This window comes from Streptomyces sp. NPDC047117, from assembly GCF_040643545.1.
Classification (GTDB): domain Bacteria; phylum Actinomycetota; class Actinomycetes; order Streptomycetales; family Streptomycetaceae; genus Streptomyces.
On sequence record NZ_JBEYUN010000012.1, the window covers coordinates 1 to 21,547 of the forward strand.

The 21,547-nt window shown below is 70.3% G+C and carries 8 protein-coding genes and 1 pseudogene; 8 read left to right on the forward strand and 1 reads right to left on the reverse strand.

Translation table 11 applies throughout. The features are described from left to right. Positions 1-57 precede the first annotated feature (57 nt). A complete protein-coding gene (locus ABZ840_RS23025) occupies positions 58-402 on the forward strand; it encodes a MerR family transcriptional regulator (RefSeq protein WP_361561980.1) in 345 nt (114 codons plus the stop codon). Between the two features lie 818 nt (positions 403-1,220). On the opposite strand, the pseudogene ABZ840_RS23030 reads toward ABZ840_RS23025, so the two are convergent. Continuing rightward, a pseudogene (locus tag ABZ840_RS23030) lies at positions 1,221-1,486 on the reverse strand (DUF2267 domain-containing protein); the annotation flags it as partial. A gap of 86 nt (positions 1,487-1,572) precedes the next feature. Here ABZ840_RS23030 and ABZ840_RS23035 point away from each other — a divergent pair. The 7 genes from ABZ840_RS23035 (at position 1,573) to ABZ840_RS23065 (ending at position 21,528) form a co-directional block, all read left to right on the forward strand. Next, a complete protein-coding gene (locus tag ABZ840_RS23035) occupies positions 1,573-2,481 on the forward strand; it encodes a site-specific integrase (protein ID WP_361561981.1) in 909 nt (302 codons plus the stop codon). Positions 2,482-3,881: 1,400 nt separating this feature from the next. Next, a complete protein-coding gene (locus tag ABZ840_RS23040) occupies positions 3,882-4,562 on the forward strand; it encodes a 4'-phosphopantetheinyl transferase superfamily protein (protein ID WP_361561982.1) in 681 nt (226 codons plus the stop codon). Next, positions 4,559-9,712, forward strand: coding sequence for an acyltransferase domain-containing protein (locus ABZ840_RS23045; RefSeq protein WP_361561983.1), 5,154 nt, complete (start codon positions 4,559-4,561; stop codon positions 9,710-9,712). Before ABZ840_RS23040 ends, ABZ840_RS23045 begins: the two co-directional genes overlap by 4 nt. Further along, positions 9,709-12,942 carry a beta-ketoacyl synthase N-terminal-like domain-containing protein gene (locus tag ABZ840_RS23050; protein ID WP_361561984.1) on the forward strand — a complete coding sequence of 1,078 codons (3,234 nt, stop codon included), beginning with the start codon at positions 9,709-9,711 and terminating at the stop codon, positions 12,940-12,942. The genes ABZ840_RS23045 and ABZ840_RS23050 overlap by 4 nt, the downstream gene beginning before the upstream one ends. A gap of 166 nt (positions 12,943-13,108) precedes the next feature. Beyond that, entirely contained in the window at positions 13,109-16,204 is a 3,096-nt protein-coding gene (locus tag ABZ840_RS23055) for a beta-ketoacyl synthase N-terminal-like domain-containing protein (protein ID WP_361561985.1), read from the forward strand. A 3-nt stretch (positions 16,205-16,207) separates the two neighbouring features. Continuing rightward, positions 16,208-20,977, forward strand: a complete 4,770-nt coding sequence (locus tag ABZ840_RS23060; RefSeq protein WP_361562179.1) for an amino acid adenylation domain-containing protein — start codon at positions 16,208-16,210, stop codon at positions 20,975-20,977. Then, the gene (locus ABZ840_RS23065) at positions 20,974-21,528 is read left to right on the forward strand and encodes a carboxymuconolactone decarboxylase family protein (protein ID WP_361561986.1); all 555 of its coding nucleotides are present in this window, start codon (positions 20,974-20,976) and stop codon (positions 21,526-21,528) included. Before ABZ840_RS23060 ends, ABZ840_RS23065 begins: the two co-directional genes overlap by 4 nt. Positions 21,529-21,547 lie beyond the last annotated feature (19 nt).

The window sequence follows — 21,547 nt, forward strand, 5'->3', positions numbered from 1 at the left end:
GCCCGGGTGCCGTACGGCACCCGGGCCCCTCGGACGTATCCCCGGAAGAAGAGGTCTATGCCCCCTCGCAGTACCCACCCCGTCGACAAATTCGACGACGACGATTACCCCGCCTACACCATGGGCCGGGCCGCCGAAATGCTCGGCACCACCCCCGCCTTCCTCCGCAGCCTCGGCGAGCACCGTCTGATCACCCCGCTGCGCTCCGAAGGCGGCCACCGCCGCTACTCCCGCTACCAGCTGCGCATCGCCGCCCGCGCCCGCGAACTCGTCGACGCCGGCACCCAGATCGAAGCGGCCTGCCGGATCATCATCCTCGAAGACCAGCTCGAAGAAGCTCAGCGGATCAACGAAGAACTACGCACCCGTACCCTCGGTCCGCAGCCGGAGGCCCCGGCCTGAACGGGCCCCTTCTGCGGGGAAGCCTTCTCGCCCGGCACCCGGAAGAAGCCGGCCTGACCGTCCGAGTCCTGCTGGCGCCTGCCTGGCCGCACCGGCACTTCCTGCGCCGCCCGGACGGCGGGCGTCAGTGATCGTTGTCCTGGGGGAAGCGAGCTTCAGCAGGGCCCGGGCGGGCAGGTCGGCGTCGGTGGGGTGAGGGAATGTGCCGTTGGGGTGCAGGGGAGTGCGAGCGTCGCGCGGCGCGTGTCCGGCTGAGGTGGCCGGCCTTTCCAGGTCGGCCAGGGCGGTTTGGGCAGTGCCTTCGGAGAGGTGACAGGTCCGTGCGAGGTCGCGGTTGCGCACGGTGGGGGCGCGCAACGGCCAGGAGTACACGGGCATGACAGGTGAGGAAGGAGCGTCCTTCTCCGGCCTGCCCGGGCCTCCTCCTGGCCTCTTCGGCAACGCCCGCCAGGAACACTGGCGGGCGGATTCCGCGAACCTGGTTCGCCTGTTGCCTCTAAAGCAAAGCTTTCTGCAAGATCGGCAATGTGCTCGGCGGGCAAGTGGCTCACAGGCACGAAGCGGTGCCGGGCCGGGTGTGGGTTGCCAACTGAGTGGGGCAGCAACTCGGTGATCGTTGGCTTGCCTTCAGCGGAATCCGGTGAAGGCAAGCGTCAGGCCGATCGAGCGTGCTGCGTATCGGCGAGGCCCAAGCGGCTGCATGGCCCTGGTATTCACCCGGAGCTTTTGAGTGCCTGTTTGCGATCCTCGGAGCGCGTATGAGCGGTGCTTTCAGCGTCGGTGTCGGACCACGTGGCGGTCCTGGCCGCGCGGCCCGGCTATGCGGCTTGGGTGCGTTCGGCACGGCCGAACAGCAGCGCGCAGCCGGAGGGGAGCTGGCGCAGGACGCGGATCAGCAGGTCGGGGCCGGCGTAGGCCGCGACGGCGGAGCAGACGGATCCGGTGCCCCAGCGGGAGGTCGCCAGGGGAGGCGCCGGTGCGGGCGGCGAGGTCCTTGACGAAGGCCCGGCCGCCCAGCGGCTGGGTGTCGGGGACCCGGGCGGTGAGGATGCGCGGCTTCGACGGGGAGGCGGGCGGCCAGTTCGGCTCCATCTCGTTCCGCAGCTGGGACATCTCCCCCTCAGGCAAGTTACGACAGCAGAACTGCGGGCCTACGTAGCAAAGTTGGACGTGACCGTCCTGTCCGTCGACTACCGGCGAGGCATCTTGGGCGAGCTGTCCGCGATTCTCGAGACCGCCGTGGACGACCGGCGGATCGTCAGGAATCCGATGCGGTCGAAGTCGGTGCGATGGCCGAAGGCGTCGAAGGAGCGTCGCGACGCATGGTCGCTGGAGACCGCACTTCGCGTCCGGGACCTGATCAATGAGCGATACCGGGTAGCGGTGGTGCTCGGTCTGGGATGCGGGCTGCGCCAAGGGGAGGCGTTCGGCGTCGGCCCGGAGGACATCGACTGGGCGCGGGGCATTCTGCATGTCCGGAAGCAGGTGCAGGTCCTGGGCGGGAAGCTGTACTACGCCCTTCCGAAGGGTGGGAAGACCCGCAGTGTGGACATGCCCGCCTCAGTGGCTGCAGAGCTGCGGCAGCACATCGAGCACTTTCCTCCGGTGGAGGTGGAGTTCCCTTGGGGAGGGCCGGGCGAGGACATGGCGCGCAAGAAGTTTCCGCTTCTCCTGACCTCTCGCTTCGGCAATGCGGTCGCCGTCAACACGTGGAATACCTACGTGTGGAAGCCCGCGCTTGCGAAGGCCGGCGTCATCCCGCCGCAGGCCGAAGGCGCGAAGCCCTGGCAGTGGGCGGCGGCACCCAAGGACGGCTTCCATGTGCTGCGGCACACGTACGCCTCAGTGATGTTGGAGGCGGGGGAGTCGGTGGTTACGCTCGCACGGTGGCTGGGGCACTCGTCGTCGACGATCACGCTGGACCACTACGCGCACTTCATGCCGGAGGCCGGTAATAGGGGGCGGGGTGCCATCGACACCCTGTTTGGCGGTGGGGGCGGCGTGGTCGACCGCGGCCGAAACTCCCCAGGGTGTTCAGGGCGGAGCGCCAGGCCGGAGGGGTTTGTCGGTCGGTCGTGATTCCTGAGGTCAGGCGGGCGGATAGCCTGGGCAAATGCTTACAGAAGTCATTGCGACTCGTTATGTGACTCCCTTGAGGGAGGGTGGGTCGTTGCCGGGGATTGTTGAGGGGGACGACCTCGGTACTTACGTCATGCACTTCCCCAGCTGACGCCGCTGAACTGCGGTGATCTCTCTTACTGGGGCTTTCAGTGTCGTGCGAGTTTGTGCGACCGGAACTCCCCGCGGACTCCCCAGCGGGGGCCGTTCTCCCCAGAGACTCCCCAAGGGGCCTGGGAGGGCGGCCCCGCCATGCCGCCTTCGAGGCTGAGGGCGGTGCCGCTGGGTTCGGTGGCATCGGACAGTGTCCGTGTCGGCCACTGTGTTTAGCGGCCCCCGCTCGATGCCGGAAGCGCTCACCGGATCCTAGAATCCGCTTTCGGCGCCCGGCAGGCAATCGGTGTCGTCTGGGCTGTGGGAGCGAAGGCGAGTTTTGCCGCTCATAGCCGGCCATGTCGGCGTACGGGGTGGTGGGGCGGCCGGGGCCCTCGACGTTCGACCACCTTGCTGCTGAGGTTGTAGTTGGCGCGACGTGCACCGGGTCCACGTCGCCAATGTGGCGGTGATGATGACCAACGGCCGGGTGGCCGCGGCGGCGGTGACTTTCGTCTGGCAGCGGCGGCGGCATGCCGTCGGCCGTCCCCCTTTCGCCGTGCGGGCGGCTGGCTCACAGCCTCTGTGGGGGCTGCTCCGCGCCGCCTCGCTCCGCAGGCCGCCCTCGCTGTCCTGAGGGCTCCGTCGATGGACTCGGCTCGTTCCGTCATAACCTGAGCGCCCTCGGCCTGACAGCCGAGGCCCCGGGGCCGGTGTTCGTCGGCGTATGCCCTACTGGCTGCGGAGGATGTGCTGCAGCACGTCGTGCAAGCCGTTGTGCTGTGCCGCGCGTCGCGTTCTGGCCATGCATGGGTGGCTCCTTCGGTGCTCACAGGGTGCTCTGCGCCGGACAACGAGTCGGCGGAACACCTGACCCGTCGTCGACGGTGGCAGAAGGCGTGAGGCGTCCCGCACCGGGCGTCCGGGGTGGTGGCCGGGTGGGGAGCGATTCAAAGGTGAGATGGCTTCACGCCGACCGCTGGACACATTGAACCGCTTGAGTGACGTAGATCACGCGAGTGAGGGTGGGTGAGAGGTGACGGGGTGGGTCGGCGCAGGTCGCGGGCATATGTGTGGCGCGGCGTAGTGGGTGTTGTCGTGAGGAGGCGGTGATTCCGCGTCAAGGCGGGGCGAATTCGGGTCAATATTGCCGCCTGACGGGTCGAGGCTCCTGATACCGTCAACCAGGTTGACGATCACCTGGGGATACGGGGGGAGGGGTCTTCAACGTGCATGCTCGACTACTGGAACCAGGCATCAAGGGCTTGATGTCGACCATCGTGCCGACCGGTGTGGAAGTGGCTCAGTCCACTTGCGACGTGTCGTCAGGGGCCACTGTCCGCGAGCTGGATTCGCTCGGATGGGCAGTGCCCGCACGGCGGGCCGAGTTCGTGACGGGAAGAGCGCTGGCGCGAAGGGCGCTGAGCGCAGTCGGGGCGCCGACAACGGACTTGGTGCGTACAGTCACCGGTGCACCGGCCTGGCCACAAGGGTTCACCGGTTCGATCACCCATTGCTTGGGTTACCGGGCAGCCGCCGTGGCTGCTCGCCGTGACGTATGTGCTCTGGGGATCGACGCTGAACCTCACCGTCCACTCGCCGATGAGCTTATCGCTGCCATCGCCACACCGGGAGAACGGCGCGGATGGCCGGCCAGGTCCGGCTTGTGGTCGGAGACGGTTGCCTTTTCCGCCAAGGAAGCGGCGTGCAAGGCCCTTTATGGGCTGGGGGCAGGCCTTATCGACTTCTCGGAGTTGCGTATCGGGGTGAGGGGGCTGTACCGGCTCGGTGAAGGTGCCTGGCGCGGCACGTTCGGCGCCCAGTTGCATCGCGCCCGCCGTGAGCCGGGGCTGCCGGCCGGCGTCGCCGGGCGTTGGCACGTCTCGGATTCCCTGGTCGTCACCGCTGTCGTCCTGGAGGCGGCGGCCGGCATGGGGCGGTGCGCATGACGGACACGACAGGGACATGGGCGGCGGCGGACGTCGCGGAGTGGATCACGGAGTACGTGGCTGAGGAACTGGCCGTACCGGTCCGGGAAGTGGACCGCAACGCGACCTTCTCCTCGATGGGGGTGAGCTCCCAGGCTGCCGCGGCAATGGTCGGGCGTCTGGGACTGCGGCTCGGCCGCGAGCTGACCGTCGCCACGGTGTGGGCCGCCCCCACCGTGAACAAGCTGGCAGCCGCCGCGGTGTCCACGCAGCAGGACGCCGACGCCCCGACGGGCGGCCGAAGACGCGGCGGCGCGGACCCGGCCGAACCACTGGCGGTCGTCTCCATGGCAGCGCGCCTGCCGGGCGCCGACACCGTCGCACAGCTGTGGGAACTTGTCCTGGCCGGTCAGGACGCCATCGGCCCGGCGCCAAAGGGGCGTTTCGCCGACGGCCAAGTGCCGGCGCTCGATGCCGGATACCTGCGGCAGCGACTCGATGAGTTCGACCACCGCTTCTTCCACCTCACCCCACGCGAGGCATCGGCACTCGATCCCGTTCAGCGTCTCTTCCTCGAGGTCTGCTGGGAGGCGATCGAGGCGTCTTCGCTGCTCCGTACGGGCCTGCACGGCAGCGCGACGGGCGTCTACGTCGGCAGCATCTGGAACGAGCACGGCGCGGCGGCACGGCCCGGGCAGCACACCATGCACACGGCGACCGGCTCGAGCCTCTCGATGGTCGCGAACCGTGTCTCCTACCTGTACGACCTGCACGGACCGTCGGTCACTCTGGATTCCGCCTGCTCGTCGTCCCTGGTGGCCGTGCACTTGGCCGCTCAGGCCCTGCGCTCGGGCGAAATCGACGCTGCCATCGTGGGCGGCGTCAACCTCCTGCAGTCGGCAGCCACCACGGCCGACCTCATCGCCTTCGGCGGACTCGCGCCCGACGGGCGCAGCAAGGCATTCGCCGACCGGGCGGACGGCTTCGGCCGGGGCGAGGGCGCCGCGGCGCTCGTCGTGAAGCGGCTCGTCGACGCCGAGCGGGACGGCGACCACATCTGGTGCCTGCTGCACGGCACCGCGGTCAACAATGACGGACACACCAATGGGCTGACCGCGCCAAGCCCCCGCGCACAACAGGCCGTCATCCAGGAGGCGCACGCGCGAGGCCGGACCGACCCCGCACAGGTCCGATTCGTTGAGACACATGGGACTGGTACGCCCCTCGGTGACCCGATCGAGGCGACCGCCTTAGCCGGCGCCCTGAAAGGTGGGTCGGAGCCCGTTCGGCTCGGCACACTCAAGGCGAACATCGGGCACCTCGAAGGGGCCGCGGGCGTTGCGGGGCTCGTCAAGGCAGCCCTCGTCATGCACCACGGTGTCGTCCCGCCCTGCATCCTGGCCGGTGAGGTGAATCCCCACATCGACCTGGACGCTCTGAACCTGGCCGTGCCGTCCGCACCGGTTTCCCTGCCGTCCGGCGAGCCCGTTCTGGGCGGGGTCAGCAGCTTCGGCTGGGGCGGTACCAATGCGCACGTTGTGGTCGGCCCCCATGTGCGGGAGACCGCCGGTACGGACATCTCACCGGTGCGGGACGGCGTCCGGTCCATGCTCTCGGACGGTGCGCAGCAGACCGGTGACGTGGCGTTCGTGTTCTCGCCCTTCGGTGGCCAGTGGACCGGAATGGCCCGTGACCTGCTCCGGTCCGACCCGGTGTTCCGTGCCGCGGTGGCCGAGTGCGACCGGGGCGCGGCGCCGGTGCTCGGTGTGTCCGTCATGGAGCTGCTCGTCTCCGGGGCCGACCTGGAACCGTACGGCGTGGCCGTGTGCCAGCCCGCGATCTACGCGATCCAGGTGGGCCTGACCCGCAGTCTGGCCGCCCGCGGAGTGCGCCCCGGCGTGGTGGTCGGGCACTCGCTCGGCGAAATCGCCGGTGCGGTCGCCGTGGACGCGCTCACGGCGGACGAGGGCGGTCGTGTCGTCGCACACTACGCGGCGGCGCAGCAGCGGCTGGTCGGCCGGGGCGGCGGCATGGCAGTGGTGGGCCTCTCGGCCGAGCAGTTGGCGCCCTACCTGGAGCAGCGACCCGGCATCGTGGTCGCCGGCATGAGCTCGGCATGCTCGACGAATCTGTCGGGCCCGGCTGCCGATCTGAACGAACTCATCGCCGTCCTGTCCAGTGCGGGACACAAGGCCAGCCGCATCAACGTGGGCCTCGCCGCCCACAGCCCTGCCATCGACGAAGTCCACGATGACTTGATCGAGGCACTCGGGCAGCTCGACCAGTACCCGCCGACACTGCCGATGATTTCGGCGCTCGACGGGCGTCCGATGGCCGACGGTGCGTTCACCGCCGAGTACTTCGCCACGGCACTGCGCCGGCCCGTCGACTTCGCGGCCGCGCTGGCACACCCGATGCTGACCACCCCGGACGTCGTGGTGGAGATCAACGCGCATCCCATCCTCGGCAGCGCGCTGCGCGACAGGTTTGGCGACCACGCACGCCTCCTCCCCGTGTACTCACGTTCCGGCAGCCACCTCGCCGATGTCGCCGCCGCCTGCGGTGCGGCGGCCGGACTGCCCAGGGAGACGCTGCTGTCGCTGAGCGGGCACACCCCGGCGGCGCTGGCCCAGCGGTGCCGGGACGTGGCGGAGTGGTGGCCCGAGGACAGCTCGCCCGCGGCCGTCGCGCCCGCTCTGGCCGGCCTGGCGACCCTCCCGTACCGGGAGAGCGTCGTTGCGTCCGACCGGGACCGGGCCGTGGCCGAACTGCGTGCGCGGGCCGACGCTCCAGCCGGGGCGGAGCGTGTGCCCGCCGCGGCCGAGGCCCCTCGTACCGTCTTCGTCTTCCCCGGCCAGGGCGGGCAGTGGCGTGGCATGGGCCGGGATCTGTACCGCCGCGACTCGGTGTTCGCGCGGCACTTGAGGCGCTGCGACGCGGCGATGCGCGAGGCGTGTGGTGTGCGGGTCCTGCAACCGCTGCTCGAAGACACCGACGACGACACCTTCACCAACGTCGCGACGGCTCAGCCCCTGCTGTTCGCGGTGCAGGTGGCGCTGGCACGCACGCTGGAACACTACGGGGTCACTCCGCATGCGGTGATCGGACACAGCATGGGCGAAGCGGCGGCGGCCCACCTCGCCGGGGCGCTGACACTGCATGACGCTGCCGCGGTCATCGGCCGCCGCTCCGCGCTGATGGACGGCCTGACCGGTACGGGCGCCATGCTCGCGACCGAGCTGACCTTCGAGGAGGCCGAGACGGTATGCGCGGGAAATGAGGCGATGTCGGTCGCGGTGAGCAACTCGGCCCGCTCCACCGTCCTGTCCGGCGCGGCGGCCGAGATCGAACGGGCCGCGCGTGAGCTCACCGAACGCGGAGTGTTCAACCGGCCCGTAAGAGTCCAAGTGGCCTCGCACAGCCCGCAGATGGAGCCCATCCTGCCGCCACTGCGAGAGGCTCTCGCGGACATCCGCCCGACCGAGTCGACGCTTCCTCTCTACTCGACCGTACTGGGGCGACCGGCCGGCGGCAGCGAACTGGACGTCGAGTACTGGGTCAGAAATCTGCGCGATCCGGTGCTCTTCGCCACCACCACGCATCAGTTGCTGGACGACGGCTACACCTGTTTCGTCGAAATCAGCCCGCACGCGGTCCTCAGCCCTGCCATTGAGGAGACCGCCGCGCCACGGAACACACTGGTCGTACCCGCGCTGCGCAAAGAACAGCCGGAATGGCCGACACTGCTGAACGCGCTCGGACGGCTCTACGGCGGTGGTGTCCCGGTCGATCACGCCGCGGTGAACGCCGCTGGGCACGCCTTCCCGGTGCCACTGCCGTACCCGTGGCAGCGGGCCTCCGCACCGATGCTGACGAGCGGGGTGAACCTCGGAAGTGCCGACCCCGTCGGCGTGCGGACGGAGCTGCCGCACGACTCGGCGCTGGCGGTGCACGCCGGCCGGCTGAACTCCCTCACGTGGTCCCTCGCCGATCACGTGATCGACGGCCGTATCGTGGTCCCGGCCGCAGCCTTGGCAGCCGTTGCCCTGCACGTGGCCGGCTCCGCCCTGGAAGCCGGACCGGTCACGGTCCGAGGACTGGAGCTTCCGGCATCGTTGGAGGTGTCCGGAGGGGACACACCTCTGCAGACCACCGTCCGCACCCTCGGGACGACAGCCCGGGTCGAGTTCTTCGGACGGGACGGTGACCCCTGGGTGCAGGTGGGGACGGCCACGGTCGCACGAGCCGAGGCTGCGAGCGCGCCGCTGGTACCAGTGGCAGGGAACCGGGTACCGGCCGAGGACCTGTACGAGTGCTTCGCCGAACGGGGAATCACCTTCGGCCCGCAGTACCGGCGGATCCGCCGGATCGATGTCGGCGCGGGCGGATCCACCGCCGAGATCGACTGGGACCCTCGCCAGGCCGAGGGCCGCCTGCCGGTCGATCCGCGGGTGGTGGACGCCGCCCTACAGGCTGCCGTGGCGCCTCTCCTCGTGGGGCCGGACCGGATCGGCACCGACATGGCCGTGCTCACCACGGCCGTCCGTGAGATGTCCGTGCTCTCCGCTCCCGGTGCCGATCCGCGAGCGGTCGCGGTGGTCTCTCCCGGCTCCGCCGCAGAGACCTACGTCGCCGACGTGGATCTGATCAGCGACGGTCGCGTATCGCTGCGCATCAGAGGCGTCGAGGTGCGCCAGGTACCGGTAGCAGTGGCGGACACAACCGGCGAGGACGCAGGGGGCCTGCGTCGGCAGCTGGACCCGCTCTCCGTGGCTGAGCGGACCGTCCGTATCACCGAGGCGGTACGCGGTGTCGTCAGTGAAGTCACCGGCGTCCCGCCCGCGCAGGTGGACCCGGCGGAACCGTTCCACAGCCTGGGACTCAACTCGATCATGGGGCTGGAACTGCGCAACCGTCTGGAGCGCCTGCTGGCCATCACACTGTCCCCGACGGTGGTCTGGAACTACCCCACCGTCGAGGTCCTTTCGGTCGAACTCGCCGACCGGCTGGCACCCGATGAGACAGCGGCGGAGGGCCGGTCCGGGGAACCGGCTGCGCCGCAGGCGGCCGAGCCGGACGTCCCGGCTGCCGGGACCCGCACGGACGGGGGCGACCTGGACGCCCTGCAACAAGAACTCGCAGAACTGGAAGCGCTGGTGGGGGAGATATGAGCGAGCAGGGGGAGTCCGACAGAGCGCTGAACACCGCTCTGTCGGCCGTCAGGAGTTTGCGTGCACGGGTCGATGAACTCTCGCGTGCGCGGCGGGAGCCCATCGCCATCGTCGGCCTGGGCGTGCGGCTGCCCGGGGGAATCAACACACCGACGGCCCTGCACGAGGCGCTGGCCTCGGGGTTCGATGCCATCGCCGAGATGGCATCGAGCCGTTGGGGTCACAACGAGTTCTACGACCCGGACCCGAACGCGGTCGGGCGTACGCACATGCGGCACGCCGGTCTCATCGACGACGTGGACAGCTTTGACGCCGCCTTCTTCGGGATCTCCCCGCGCGAGGCCGCGCACATCGACCCGCAGCAGCGACTGCTGCTCGAAACCGCCTGGCACGCCTTCGAGGACGCGGGGATGCCCGCCGACCGGCTGGCAGGATCGGCTGCCGGCGTCTTCGTGGGTGCCAATGCCCACGACTACCTCACCATGCAACTGGCGCGTCCGGAGACCGTCGACCTCTACACCGTCGTCGGCGGGACCAACTGCATCATCGCCAACCGCCTGAGTTATCAACTCGATCTGCGCGGGCCCAGCCTGTCCGTCGACACGGCCTGCTCCTCCTCGCTGGTCGCCGTGCACCTGGCAGTGCAGGCGCTGCGGTCCGGCGAGTGCGACACGGCGGTAGCCGCCGGGGTCAACCTCCTGCTGTCGCCCGCCAGTACGGTCGCGCACTCCAAGGGGCTGCCGCTGTCGCCGGACGGGCGGTGCAAGACCTTCGACGCTGCGGCGGACGGTTATGTCCGGGGCGAGGGTGTGGTGGCCGTCGTCCTGAAGCGGCTGTCCGACGCCCTCAGCGACCGGGACCGCATCTACGCGACCATCCGCGGGTCCGCTGTCAACCAGGACGGCCGCACCAATGGCCTCACGGCGCCGAGCGGACGCGCGCAGCAGCAGTGCATCACAGCGGCGCTGAAAAACGCCGGTGTCAGCCCCGCGCAGGTCAGCCTGGTGGAGGCGCACGGTACGGGAACCAGTCTCGGTGACCCCATCGAGGTCGAAGCGCTGGCGGCGATTTACGGTGCGGCGCCCGGGCCGACCTGCCACCTGGGATCTCTCAAGACCAACATGGGACACCTGGAGGCTGCCGCCGGCATCGCGGGACTGGTGAAGACCGCGCTCGCCCAGCATCACCGGACGGTCTACCCGTCACTGCATCTCACCACGGTCAACCCGCACCTGCGGATCGACAGTACCCGGCTCGGCTTCGCGGGCGACCAGGTACGGCCCTGGGAGGGCGACGACGAGCAGCGGGTCGCTGCCGTCTCCGCGTTCGGCGCCGGCGGGACGAACGCACACGCGCTCGTGGGTCCCGCGCCCGTGCCGCAGCAGGTCGAGGCGCCCGAAGCCGTGCCGGACGAAGCGCCGCTGACCTTGCGCATCTCGGCCGCGGCTCCCGCGGCCCTGGCCGAGCTGGCAGGACGGTACGCGGACCTGCTGGACGGTACGGACGCGGCGTACGTCAGGACCGTCACCGAGGCCGTCGACCAGCGTCGTACCGTGTTGCCCAGCCGGCTGTCGGCATCGGCCGCATCCCCGGCCGAGCTGGTCACGATCCTGCGTGAAGCGGCCGACGGCGCGCCCGGCCCCGCAGGCGTGGTCGGATCCGCGAAAGGCAGCGGTGGCACGGTCTTCGTCTTCCCGGGCCAAGGGCCGCACTGGGTCGGTATGACGGCCCGGCTGCGGGCGACCGACCCGGTGTTCGCCGCGGCCGTACGCGAGGTCGACGAGGCCATGCGTCCGGTGCTGGGACGCAGTGTGCTCGACCTGATCGAGCACGGTGCCGACGGCCGACTCGCCACCGAGCACGTCCAGCCGGCCCTCTTCACGGTCGCCGTCGGACTCGCGGCCACCTGGCGGGCGGCCGGAGTGCAGCCCGCTGCCGTCATCGGACACAGCATGGGCGAAGTGGCCGCGGCGTACGTCGCGGGCGCCCTGTCGCTGCCGGACGCGGTGACGGTGATCTGCGAGCGCTCCCGGCTGTTGGCACGCATCGCCGGGCAGGGTCGCATGCTCGTCGCAGGCGTCGGTCACGAGGCGGCACAGCGGCTGTGCGAGGGATACGGTGACATCTGCGTAGCGGTGGTCAACTCGCCGCACTCCACCGTGTTGTCCGGGGCCCGCCAGTCGCTGGAGCGGGTCGCCGCCCAGCTGGCGCGCGACAACGTCTTCTGCAAGTTCGTCGCGGTGGACGTCGCCTCGCACAGCCCGCAGGTCGACGCGCTCCAGGACGAGCTGCTGGCGACCATCGGCGGCATCCGGCCGATGGCCCCGCAGGTCGCCATGGTGTCCACGGTGTCGGGCACGCCCCTGGCGCAGGCGCCGTCCCCCCGCTACTGGTACGCCAACATGCGCGAACCCGTGCGCTTCGCGCAAGGCGTCCAGGGGCTGCTCGCCGACGGCCATGACACCTTCATCGAGATGTCGCCGCATCCCACGCTCGTGGACGCGCTCGACGGACTGTGCGCGGCGGCCGACGGGCCGGCTGCCGCCACCGGGTCGCTCCACCGGGACCTGCCCGACGACGTGGCGATGGAGCGGGCCTCCGGGTTCCTGTTCACCCACCGCCCGCGCGGTCCGTGGCCGCACCGCTCAAGGCTCCGGCCGGACCGCGCCGTCCCCATGCTGTCGTTGCCGACATACCCCTTCACCCGGGCCCGCCACTGGTTCACCAGCCCCCAGTGGGCGAACCCGTGGGCCGACCGGCGGGATGCCCCCGCAGCGGTTCCGGCCGGTTCGAGTGACCCGGCCGAGCCGTCGGCGACGCCGGGCACCTGGACAGCGCGAGAGGTGACCGACACCGTCGTCCGAGTCGTGGCCGAGACCTTGGGGCTGCAGCCGGAGGACCTCGACACGGACGCGGGCTTCTTCGCGCTCGGCATGGATTCCATGCTCGCCACCCGGGCCAAGAACCGGCTGGCCCGTACCTTCGGTCTTGCCCTGCCGACCCGTCTCATGTTCGAGCACCCCACAGCTTCGGAACTCGCGGCATTCCTCGCCGCTTCCGTGAGCGCGGACGACCAGGTGCGCGAGCGTGTCGGCAGCGCATCGGCCGAAGGCCCGGCCGTCGAGCACTCGCCGACGGCGCCGGACACACTCGCCGACGACGACCTCATCAGGGCGCTCGAGTCAGAACTCGGACGCTCTCACCAGCCGATGCCCGGGGGACAGTCATGACCACCAACCTGCCGGACGACACCCGCCGGCTCCTGCACTCGGCGCTGGACCGGATCAAGTCGCTGACCAGCGAACGGGACGCCCTCCGCGCAGAAACCACGGAACCCGTCGCCATCGTCGGAATGGGCGCCCGCATGCCCGGGGGAGCGGACGACACCGCAGCCCTGTGGCAGCTGCTCGCCGAGGGGCGGGACGCGGTCGCACCGTATCCGTCCGCACGGCTGGCGGACGTTCCCGGGGGCTTTCCCGAGGTGCGCCCCTGGGCGGCTTCCTCGAGGCCGTCGACCGGTTCGACGCCGAATTCTTCGGAGTATCCCCTCGTGAGGCGCGTTACCTCGATCCTCAGCAGCGGCTGCTTCTGGAGGTCTCCTGGGAGGCCCTGGAGAACGCCGGCGCCAGGCCCGCGACGCTCAAGGGCAGCAAGGTCGGCATCTATGTCGGGGTGACCAACGACGACTACACGCAGTCGTTGCTGAGCCACGTGGCCCCCGCGGAACTGGAGGCGTACGCCCTCACCGGCAACGCATCGACGTTCGCGGCGGGCCGGATCGCCTACTGGCTCGGCGTACACGGTCCGAGCCTGTCCGTCGACACCGCTTGTTCCTCGTCCCTGGTCGCGGTCCACCTCGCGGCGCAAGCGCTGCGCAGCCGCGATGCCGACATGGCGCTCGCCGGCGGGGTCAACGTCCTGCTCTCGCCGGAGTGGTACACCGTGCTCGGCAAGGCCAACATGCTGTCGCCCGACGGCCACTGCAAAACATTCGACGCCTCCGCCAACGGCTATGTCCGGTCGGAGGGATGTGGTGTGGTCGTCCTGAAGCGCTTGTCCGACGCGCAGGTCGACGGGGACCGCATCCTCGGCGTCATCCGCGGCAGCGCCGTCAACCAGGACGGACGAGCCAGCGGTATCACGGTGCCGAACGCGAAGGCACAACGGGAGGTCGTACGCGCCGCGCTCGACGCGGCCGGACTGGCGGCCGAGGACATCGACTACGTCGAGGCGCACGGCACCGGAACACCGCTCGGTGACCCGATCGAGGTGAACGCGCTGGCCGACGTGCTGTGTCCGCAGGACAGGAGCACTCCGCTGCTCGTCGGGTCCGTCAAGACCAACCTCGGACACCTGGAGCCGGCGGCGGGCATCGCCGGCCTCATCAAGGTCGTGCTCGGCCTCAACCACGACCTGATCCCGCCCCACCGGGGTTTTTCGGAGATCAACCCCGAGATCGACCTCGACCGGCTGAAGATCGCGGTACCGGCCGACGGCCGGCCGTGGCTTCCGGGGGAACGCGTCCGGCGCGCAGGCGTCAGCTCGTTCGGTGCGAGCGGCACGAATGCGCATGTCATCATCGAAGAGGCACCGGCCCGCGTCGCGGACGACCTGCCGCGGAAGGACCCCGGCAGCTGCGTACTGCCGCTGTCGGCCCGCACCGTGGACGGCGTCGTGCAGCTCGCCCGGGAGTACCTGGCGCTGCTCGGTCCGGACCGGGGTGACACGAGTGGCGAGACGCTCATGGATCTGGCCTTCACCGCCGGTACGGCGCGCGATCACTGGCCGGTTCGCCAGGCCGCTGTGGCCGCCACTCCGGCAGAGATGCGGAGCGAACTGCGGCGGATAGCCGAGGGGACGGCCGCCCTCGCGCAACCGGCGAAGCGTCGCCAGGGCCGCGTCGCCTTCCTCTTCACAGGGCAGGGCTCGCAGTACCCCGGGATGGGCGCCGACCTGTTCGCGTCCTCGCCCGTTTTCCGCCGCAGCCTGGAGCGGTGCGCCGGACTGGTGGACGGGCTGCTGGACCGGCCGCTGCTCGATGTCATGTTCGCCTCGGACGGCTCCCTCGTCCACGACACCCACTACGCGCAGCCGGCGCTGGTGGCGCTCGAATGGTCGCTGGCACAGATGTGGCGCGCCCTGGGCATCGAGCCCGACGTCGTCGTCGGGCACAGCGTGGGCGAGATCGCCGCGGCCGCGGTGGCCGGAACACTGGACATCGCCGACGCGCTCGCGGTGGCGGTCAGCCGTGGCCGTCTGATGCAGGAGCTGACCGAGCCGGGGGCGATGGCCGCGGTCTTCGGACCGGTGGACGCGGTGCGTGAGCTGCTGGACGAGGAGCAGGGGCGCGTCGGTATCGCGGCGGTCAACGGACCGGAGCACGTGGTGGTCTCGGGCAGCCCCGATGACGTGCACCGCGTGGTGGAACGCGCGACGGCGCGAGGCTTGCGCAGCAAGCAGCTGGCTACCGGCCGGGCCTTCCACTCGCCGCTGATGCGACCGATGCTCGATGCCTTCGCGCAGGAGCTGGCCGGGATCACGTTCAGCGCGCCGGCCGTTCCGCTCATCTCGTCGCTGACGGCGGCGCCGGTGGGTGCGGACGAATGGAACGCCGCGTACCTGCTGGAGCACGCGCTCCGGCCGGTCGACTTCTTCGGCGCCATGACGGCCGTCATGGACACCTGCATCGACCACGTCCTGGAGATCGGGCCGACGCCGACGCTGCTGGCGATGGCCCGCAGGTTCGTGCCCGAGCAGCAGTGTTCCGGGGTCTGGGGCGTTTCGATGCGGCCGGGACGGCCCGACAGTGAGGTTGTGTCGGCCACCGTGGCGGAGGCATACACCGCCGGCCTGGACATCGACTGGCTGCAGCTGTGGTCCGGACGGTCCGCCAAGATCACCGACGCCCCGACGTACCCCTTCCAGCGGACTCGTCATTGGTACGAGCCGAGCCGCAGCGCGGGCGCTTCCGCACCCGAACGGGGGACCGCCGGCCTTCCGCTGCCCAGCGGTGGGCCCCTGCTCGGCACCCAGGTGCCTGCGCCGGGCGCGGGTGCCGCCTTCATCGCGTCCCTGGACAGCGCAGCCGACCCGGCTCTGGCGGACTGCGTCATCGGGGGAGAGCCCATCGTCAACGTGGGCTTCTTCCTGGAGGCCGCCGTCCAAGCGGCCCGTACGGTGACGGACCGGGACACCGCCGGCCTGGCAGACGTCATGGTGCTCCGCCGCCTGGGATACGACGCGGAGCGGCGTCCGACGGTCATGCTCACCCTTGACCCGGCACCCGACGGAACGCTGGGCTTCGCCTACCGGTCCGACCCGGGTGACCCGGCGCTGGCCTGGCCGGTGCACTGCCGTGGTCGCGTGACCGGGGCGGCTGCTGTCCCGACGGCCGGGTACGAGCCGCTCGGCGAGCTGCCCCACCACATGACCGGTGGCGAGTTCTACCGCCAGATGTGGTCCCGCCGGCTGTATCTCGGTGACGGAGCTTGATGGATCGAGGAGGTCGGGTACGACCGGGACCGTGCACGGGCCCGCGTCCGGGCCGCCGACCGCTTGGAGGCGCAGCGCTATGTCGTGCCGCCGGGACTGACCGATGCGATGTTCCAGGTGCTGTTCGCGCCGTTGACCGCCCGTGGCACGTCGGACAGCGCGTTCATGGTGGTCGGCATCGATGCGTTCACCGCACGCGCGGGGATGCCGGCCGAGTCCCTTCAGGTGCAGGTTGAGCTGCGGAGTGCGGCGGACGCGCGCACCGTCGTGGCCGATGCATGGCTCTTTGATGACGCCGGCACGTGCTGGGTGTCGGCGTCGGGCGTCACGCTCGCGCGGGCACATGCGGAGGTGCGGGCGAGCGACGCGCCGGCCGACGCACAGGTCTGGGAGCCGGTGGCGGGGGCCGCACCGCTCGCGGATCCGGTCGTGCGGGACGCGACGCCGGAGGACCCGCTCACGACGGTGACCGAGGCGTGTGCCCGGTCCCTGCGTGCCGAGGCGAGCCGGCTCCCGCAGGACGAGCCGGTGCAGAATCTCGGGCTGGACTCGCTGATGGCGCTGGAGATCAAGGAGGCGATCGCGGCCCGTTGTGGTGTGGCCGTCCCCTTGGCGATGTTCCTCGACGGCGCGAGCATCTCCGAGGTCGCGGCGTACGTCCGGGAGCAGACGGCCGGCAGCACCGGCCACCGGATGCTGCCGGCTCCCGTGCCCGAGCAGGCGACCGCACCCCCCTCGGACGCGCCGGCGCAGGGCCGGGAACTGGTCCCCGATCCGGAGGGCCGGTACGAGCCCTTCGGGCTGACCGACCTGCAACAGGCATACCTCATCGGGCGCTCGGAAGGCATGGAACTGGGCGGCGTCTCGACCTTCTTCTACATCGAGGTCGACCTGCACGGCCTGGACTCCGACCGCCTGGAAGCCGCCGTCAACGCGGCCATCGGCCGGCACGACATGCTGCGCGTGGTCATGACCGAGGACGGCCGGCAGCGGGTCCTGCCGCGGGTCGACCGCTACCGGCTCGACCGCCTGGACCTCACGTCGGTACCGGCCGAGGAGTTGCCGGCGCGGCTGGCCGAACGCTCCGAAGAACTGTCCCACCAGGTCTTCGACCCGACCGCCTGGCCCTTGTTCCACTTCGCCGTCACTGAGCTCCCGGGCGGGACGACCCGGCTGCACGTCGGTATCGACGCGCTCATCATCGATGCCTGGAGCACGGCGTTGCTCTTCGCCGAGCTGGCTCAGACGTACGGCGGGCACGAACCGGCGCCGGTGGAGCTTTCCTTCCGCGACTACGTCCGGCACATCCGAGCGCTGGAGTCCGAACCGGCATACGCGGCGGCCCGGGAGTACTGGACGGACCGGATCGCGACACTGCCCCCCGCCCCCGAACTGCCGCTGGCAGCGGATCCGGCGGCCATCGGGCGGCCGGAGTTCGCGCACCTGAGCGCCACCGTCTCCCCTCAGCAGTGGGAGCGGTTCAAGGCACACGCGGGTGCCGCAGGGGCCACCCCCTCCGCGGCCATCGCCGCGGCGTACGCCGAAACCCTCGCCCGCTGGTCGGCGAATCCGCACTTCACCCTGACCCTGTTGTTCTTCAACCGAAGCCCCGTGCACCCCGAGGTCGGCGCGGTACTCGGCAACTTCTCCACCATCACGCTGCTCGAGGTCGACACCCGCGGCCCGGCGGACTTCGCCACCCGCAGCCGGCAGCTGCAGCGTCAGCTCTGGAACGACCTGGAGCACAGCGCCTTCAGCGGCGTGCAGGTGCTGCGGGAGCTGTCCACCCTGCACGGTTCCGCGCGGGCCGGCCGGGCGCCCGTGGTGTTCGCCAGCACGCTGAACTTCTCCTCGGGCGAGGGGCCCGCGTCCAGCGCACTGACCGACCACCTGATCGGGCTGACGGGCGACGGAGTGGAAGTCTCCTCGATGATCCGTACACCGCAGGTGTGGCTGGATCACCAGGTGATCGAGGATGCCAGCGGACTGCGCCTGAACTGGGACTACGTGTCTCAGCTGTTGCCGGAGACGATGGTCGCCTCGATGTTCGCGAGTTATCGCGCACTCATCGAGAGGCTCTGCGACGAGGAAAGCGCGTGGAGCCGTACACCGGACGTCGAGCTGACCGAGCGGGAGCTCGCCCCCCGGCGCCTGGCCAATGCCACGGAGGCGGAGCGGCCCACCGGTCTGCTGCACCACGGCTTCGAGCGGGCCGCACAGCAGACTCCGGACGCACTGGCCGTGGTATGTGGCCAGGAAACCCTCACCTACGCCGAACTCGACCGGCGTGCCGATGTGTTGGCACGTCACATCGCGGCCAGGACGGGGGCCGACCCCGAAGAACTCGTCGCGGTGCTGCTGCCCAAGGGCGTTGAGCAGATCGTGGCCGTTCTCGCCGTCCTGAAGGCCGGCAAGGCGTACGTGCCGATCGCCGCCGACCTGCCCGCCGAGCGTGCCCGCCGGACACTGGAGCTGTCGGGGGCCACGCTGACCGTGGTGGACCACGAGGCGCGCAAGGGCCACTCGTGGCTGAGCGATGTCCCGATCCTGGACGTGGCCACGGACACACCGCCGCCCGGCAGCCTTCCCGCCGGCACGGCCGAGCCGGACAACGTCGCCTACGTCATCTTCACCTCCGGCTCGACGGGACAGCCCAAGGGCGTGGTCATCGAGCACCGGGCCGCTCTGGGAACGCTCCAGGACATCGGTGGACGCTACGAGATCGGGGCCATGGACCGTGTACTCGGTCTGTCCGCACTCAACTTCGACCTGTCGGTCTTCGACGTCTTCGGTGTCCTGGCGGCAGGAGGCACCCTGGTGCTGCCGCGGCCGGAACAGCTACGCGATCCGCAGGCGTGGTATGAGCTGGTGCAGCAGCACGGTGTCACCGTCTGGAACTCGGTCCCCGCTCTGCTGCAGATGATGGTCGACCACCTGGCGGGCCACGAAGCAACCCTGCCATCGGTACGCACCGTCATGCTCAGCGGCGACTGGATACCCACCGACCTGCCCGACCGCGCACACCGGTGTCTGCCGGGCGCCGGAATCCACTCGCTGGGTGGCGCCACGGAGGCCAGTATCTGGTCCATCACCTATCCCATCGGCGCCGTGGATCCCTCATGGCCGTCGATCCCTTACGGGAAGCCGTTGGAGAACCAGCGCTTCCACGTGCTGGACGAGCGGCTGCGGCATCGGCCCACGGGGGTTCCGGGAGAGCTGTACATCGCCGGTGACGGCCTCGCACGCGGTTATCTGGCCGACCCAGAGAAGACCGCGGCGAGCTTCGTGGACACCGTCCACGGCCGCCTCTACCGCACGGGCGACTTGGGCAGGTACCTGCCGGACGGCAACATCGAGTTCCTGGGGCGCGAGGACGGCCAGGTCAAGATCCAGGGCTACCGCATCGAGCTGGGCGAGGTCGAGACCGCACTGAGCCGGACGCCCGGAGTCCGCGGCGCGGTCGCCACCGCGGTCGGCGAGACGATGGGTGCCAAGAGCCTGGTGGCCGGCGTGGTGCTCGAAGCGGACGGGACGACCGTCGATGCGGTCACTCAGAGCTTGCGGGCGCAGCTCCCGGCGTACATGGTCCCGAGCCGGATCGTGGCACTGGACGCCGTGCCGATCACCGCGAACGGCAAGGTCGACCGCCGCGCACTCGAAGACCATTGCCGCCGGTCGGTACGGCAGGCGGCGGCCGAGCCGCCGCGGGACGACCTCGAGAAGGCGCTGGCCGAGCTGTGGAGCGAACTGCTGCCCAACGCCCCACTCGGCAGGGACGACGACTTCTTCGCGCTCGGTGGCAACTCGCTTCTCGGGGTGCGGCTGATCTCCCGCATCCGGACCGGCCTGGGGAGGTCGCTCCCGCTCTCCGTGGTGTTCACCCACCCCACCCTCGCTGCCATGGCCGACGCAGTGCGGCACGGACGCACACGGCGGACGACGCTGGTACCGATGACGTCCGGCGGAACCGGCCCCACGTCGTACTGGATCCATCCCGTCGGCGGCGACGTGGTCTGCTACCGCGACCTGGCGCAGTCGCTCGGTATGCCGGTGACCGCGGTGCAGGTGCCGGACGAGGTGACTGCACCGGTCGGCCTCGCCGAGCTCGCCGATCGCTACGCCGACGCCATCGCCGAGGACGTCACGGGGCCCGACGTGCGGATCGCCGGCTGGTCGATGGGCGGAGTACTCGCGCTGGAGGTCGCCGAGCGGTTGGCGGAGCGCGGACTCGCCGTGGCCCCGGTCGTCGCCGTCGACCTGATGGAGCACCCCGACGACCGCGGCGATGTCCCGTCCCGCGCACGGTTGCTGGAGTGGTTCGCCCGGGACGTCGCGCATATCGCCGGCGCGCCCGATCCGCTGGCCGGGCACGACCTGGCGGAAGCCGACGATCCCGACGCGGCCCTGGTCGACCGGCTGCGGGCCGGCGGACTGCTGGACGGTGACACCGACCAGGTGACGATCGACGGGCTGCTTTCCCGCTTCGTCACCAACGCCCGCGCCCTCGCCGACCACAAACCGGGGAGCTACGCGTCACCGGTCGTGCTGATCCGCGCGAGTGAGGGCGCCTCCGAGGCGGTGTCCTCGGCATGGGCCACCCACCTCACCGGACACGTCACCGTCCACACCCTCGAAGGCGACCACTACTCCCTACTGCGCCCTGACCGGCTGGACGCGCTCGTCACGACGGTGCGCGCCGCCTGGGCCACTACAGACCACCGAACGGCAGTACCGTCGCTCGGCTCACACAGTTCAGAGAGGAACTCATCGTGACCACGTTCACCCGCCACGACGTCTCGTCGGCCCCCGAAGCCGCACGTCCCATCATGGAGAACACCGCCAAGGGCTTCGGCTTCGTGCCCGCGCCGGTGGCCCTGATGGCCGAGTCGCCGGAGCTGCTCGAAGGCTTCATGAACGGCAACGCGCTGTTCAACAAGACCACCCTGAGCCCCCTTGAGCGCGAGGTATTCATCCTCACGATGGCCACCACGGTGGAGTGTCACTACTGCGTGGCCATGCACAGCGCCATGCTGAAGCGCACCAACGCCGACCAGTCCCTCATCGAGGCCCTGCGCGCCCGCAAGCCCCTGGAGGACGCGAAGCTGGAGGCGATGCGAGTCTTCACCCTCGCCGTGATGGAAGGCCACGGACATGTGGCCGACGAGACGATGAAGGCATTTTTCGACGCCGGCTACACCCAGCGGAATGCGCTGGAGGTTGTGCTGGGGCTGGGTGTCTACACCATCTCGACCTACGCCAACCGCATGACCGACGCGCCGGTCGACGAGCCGTTCAAGGCGTTCGAGTGGCACGCAGAGCACTGAGAACCGAGAGACACAGCGG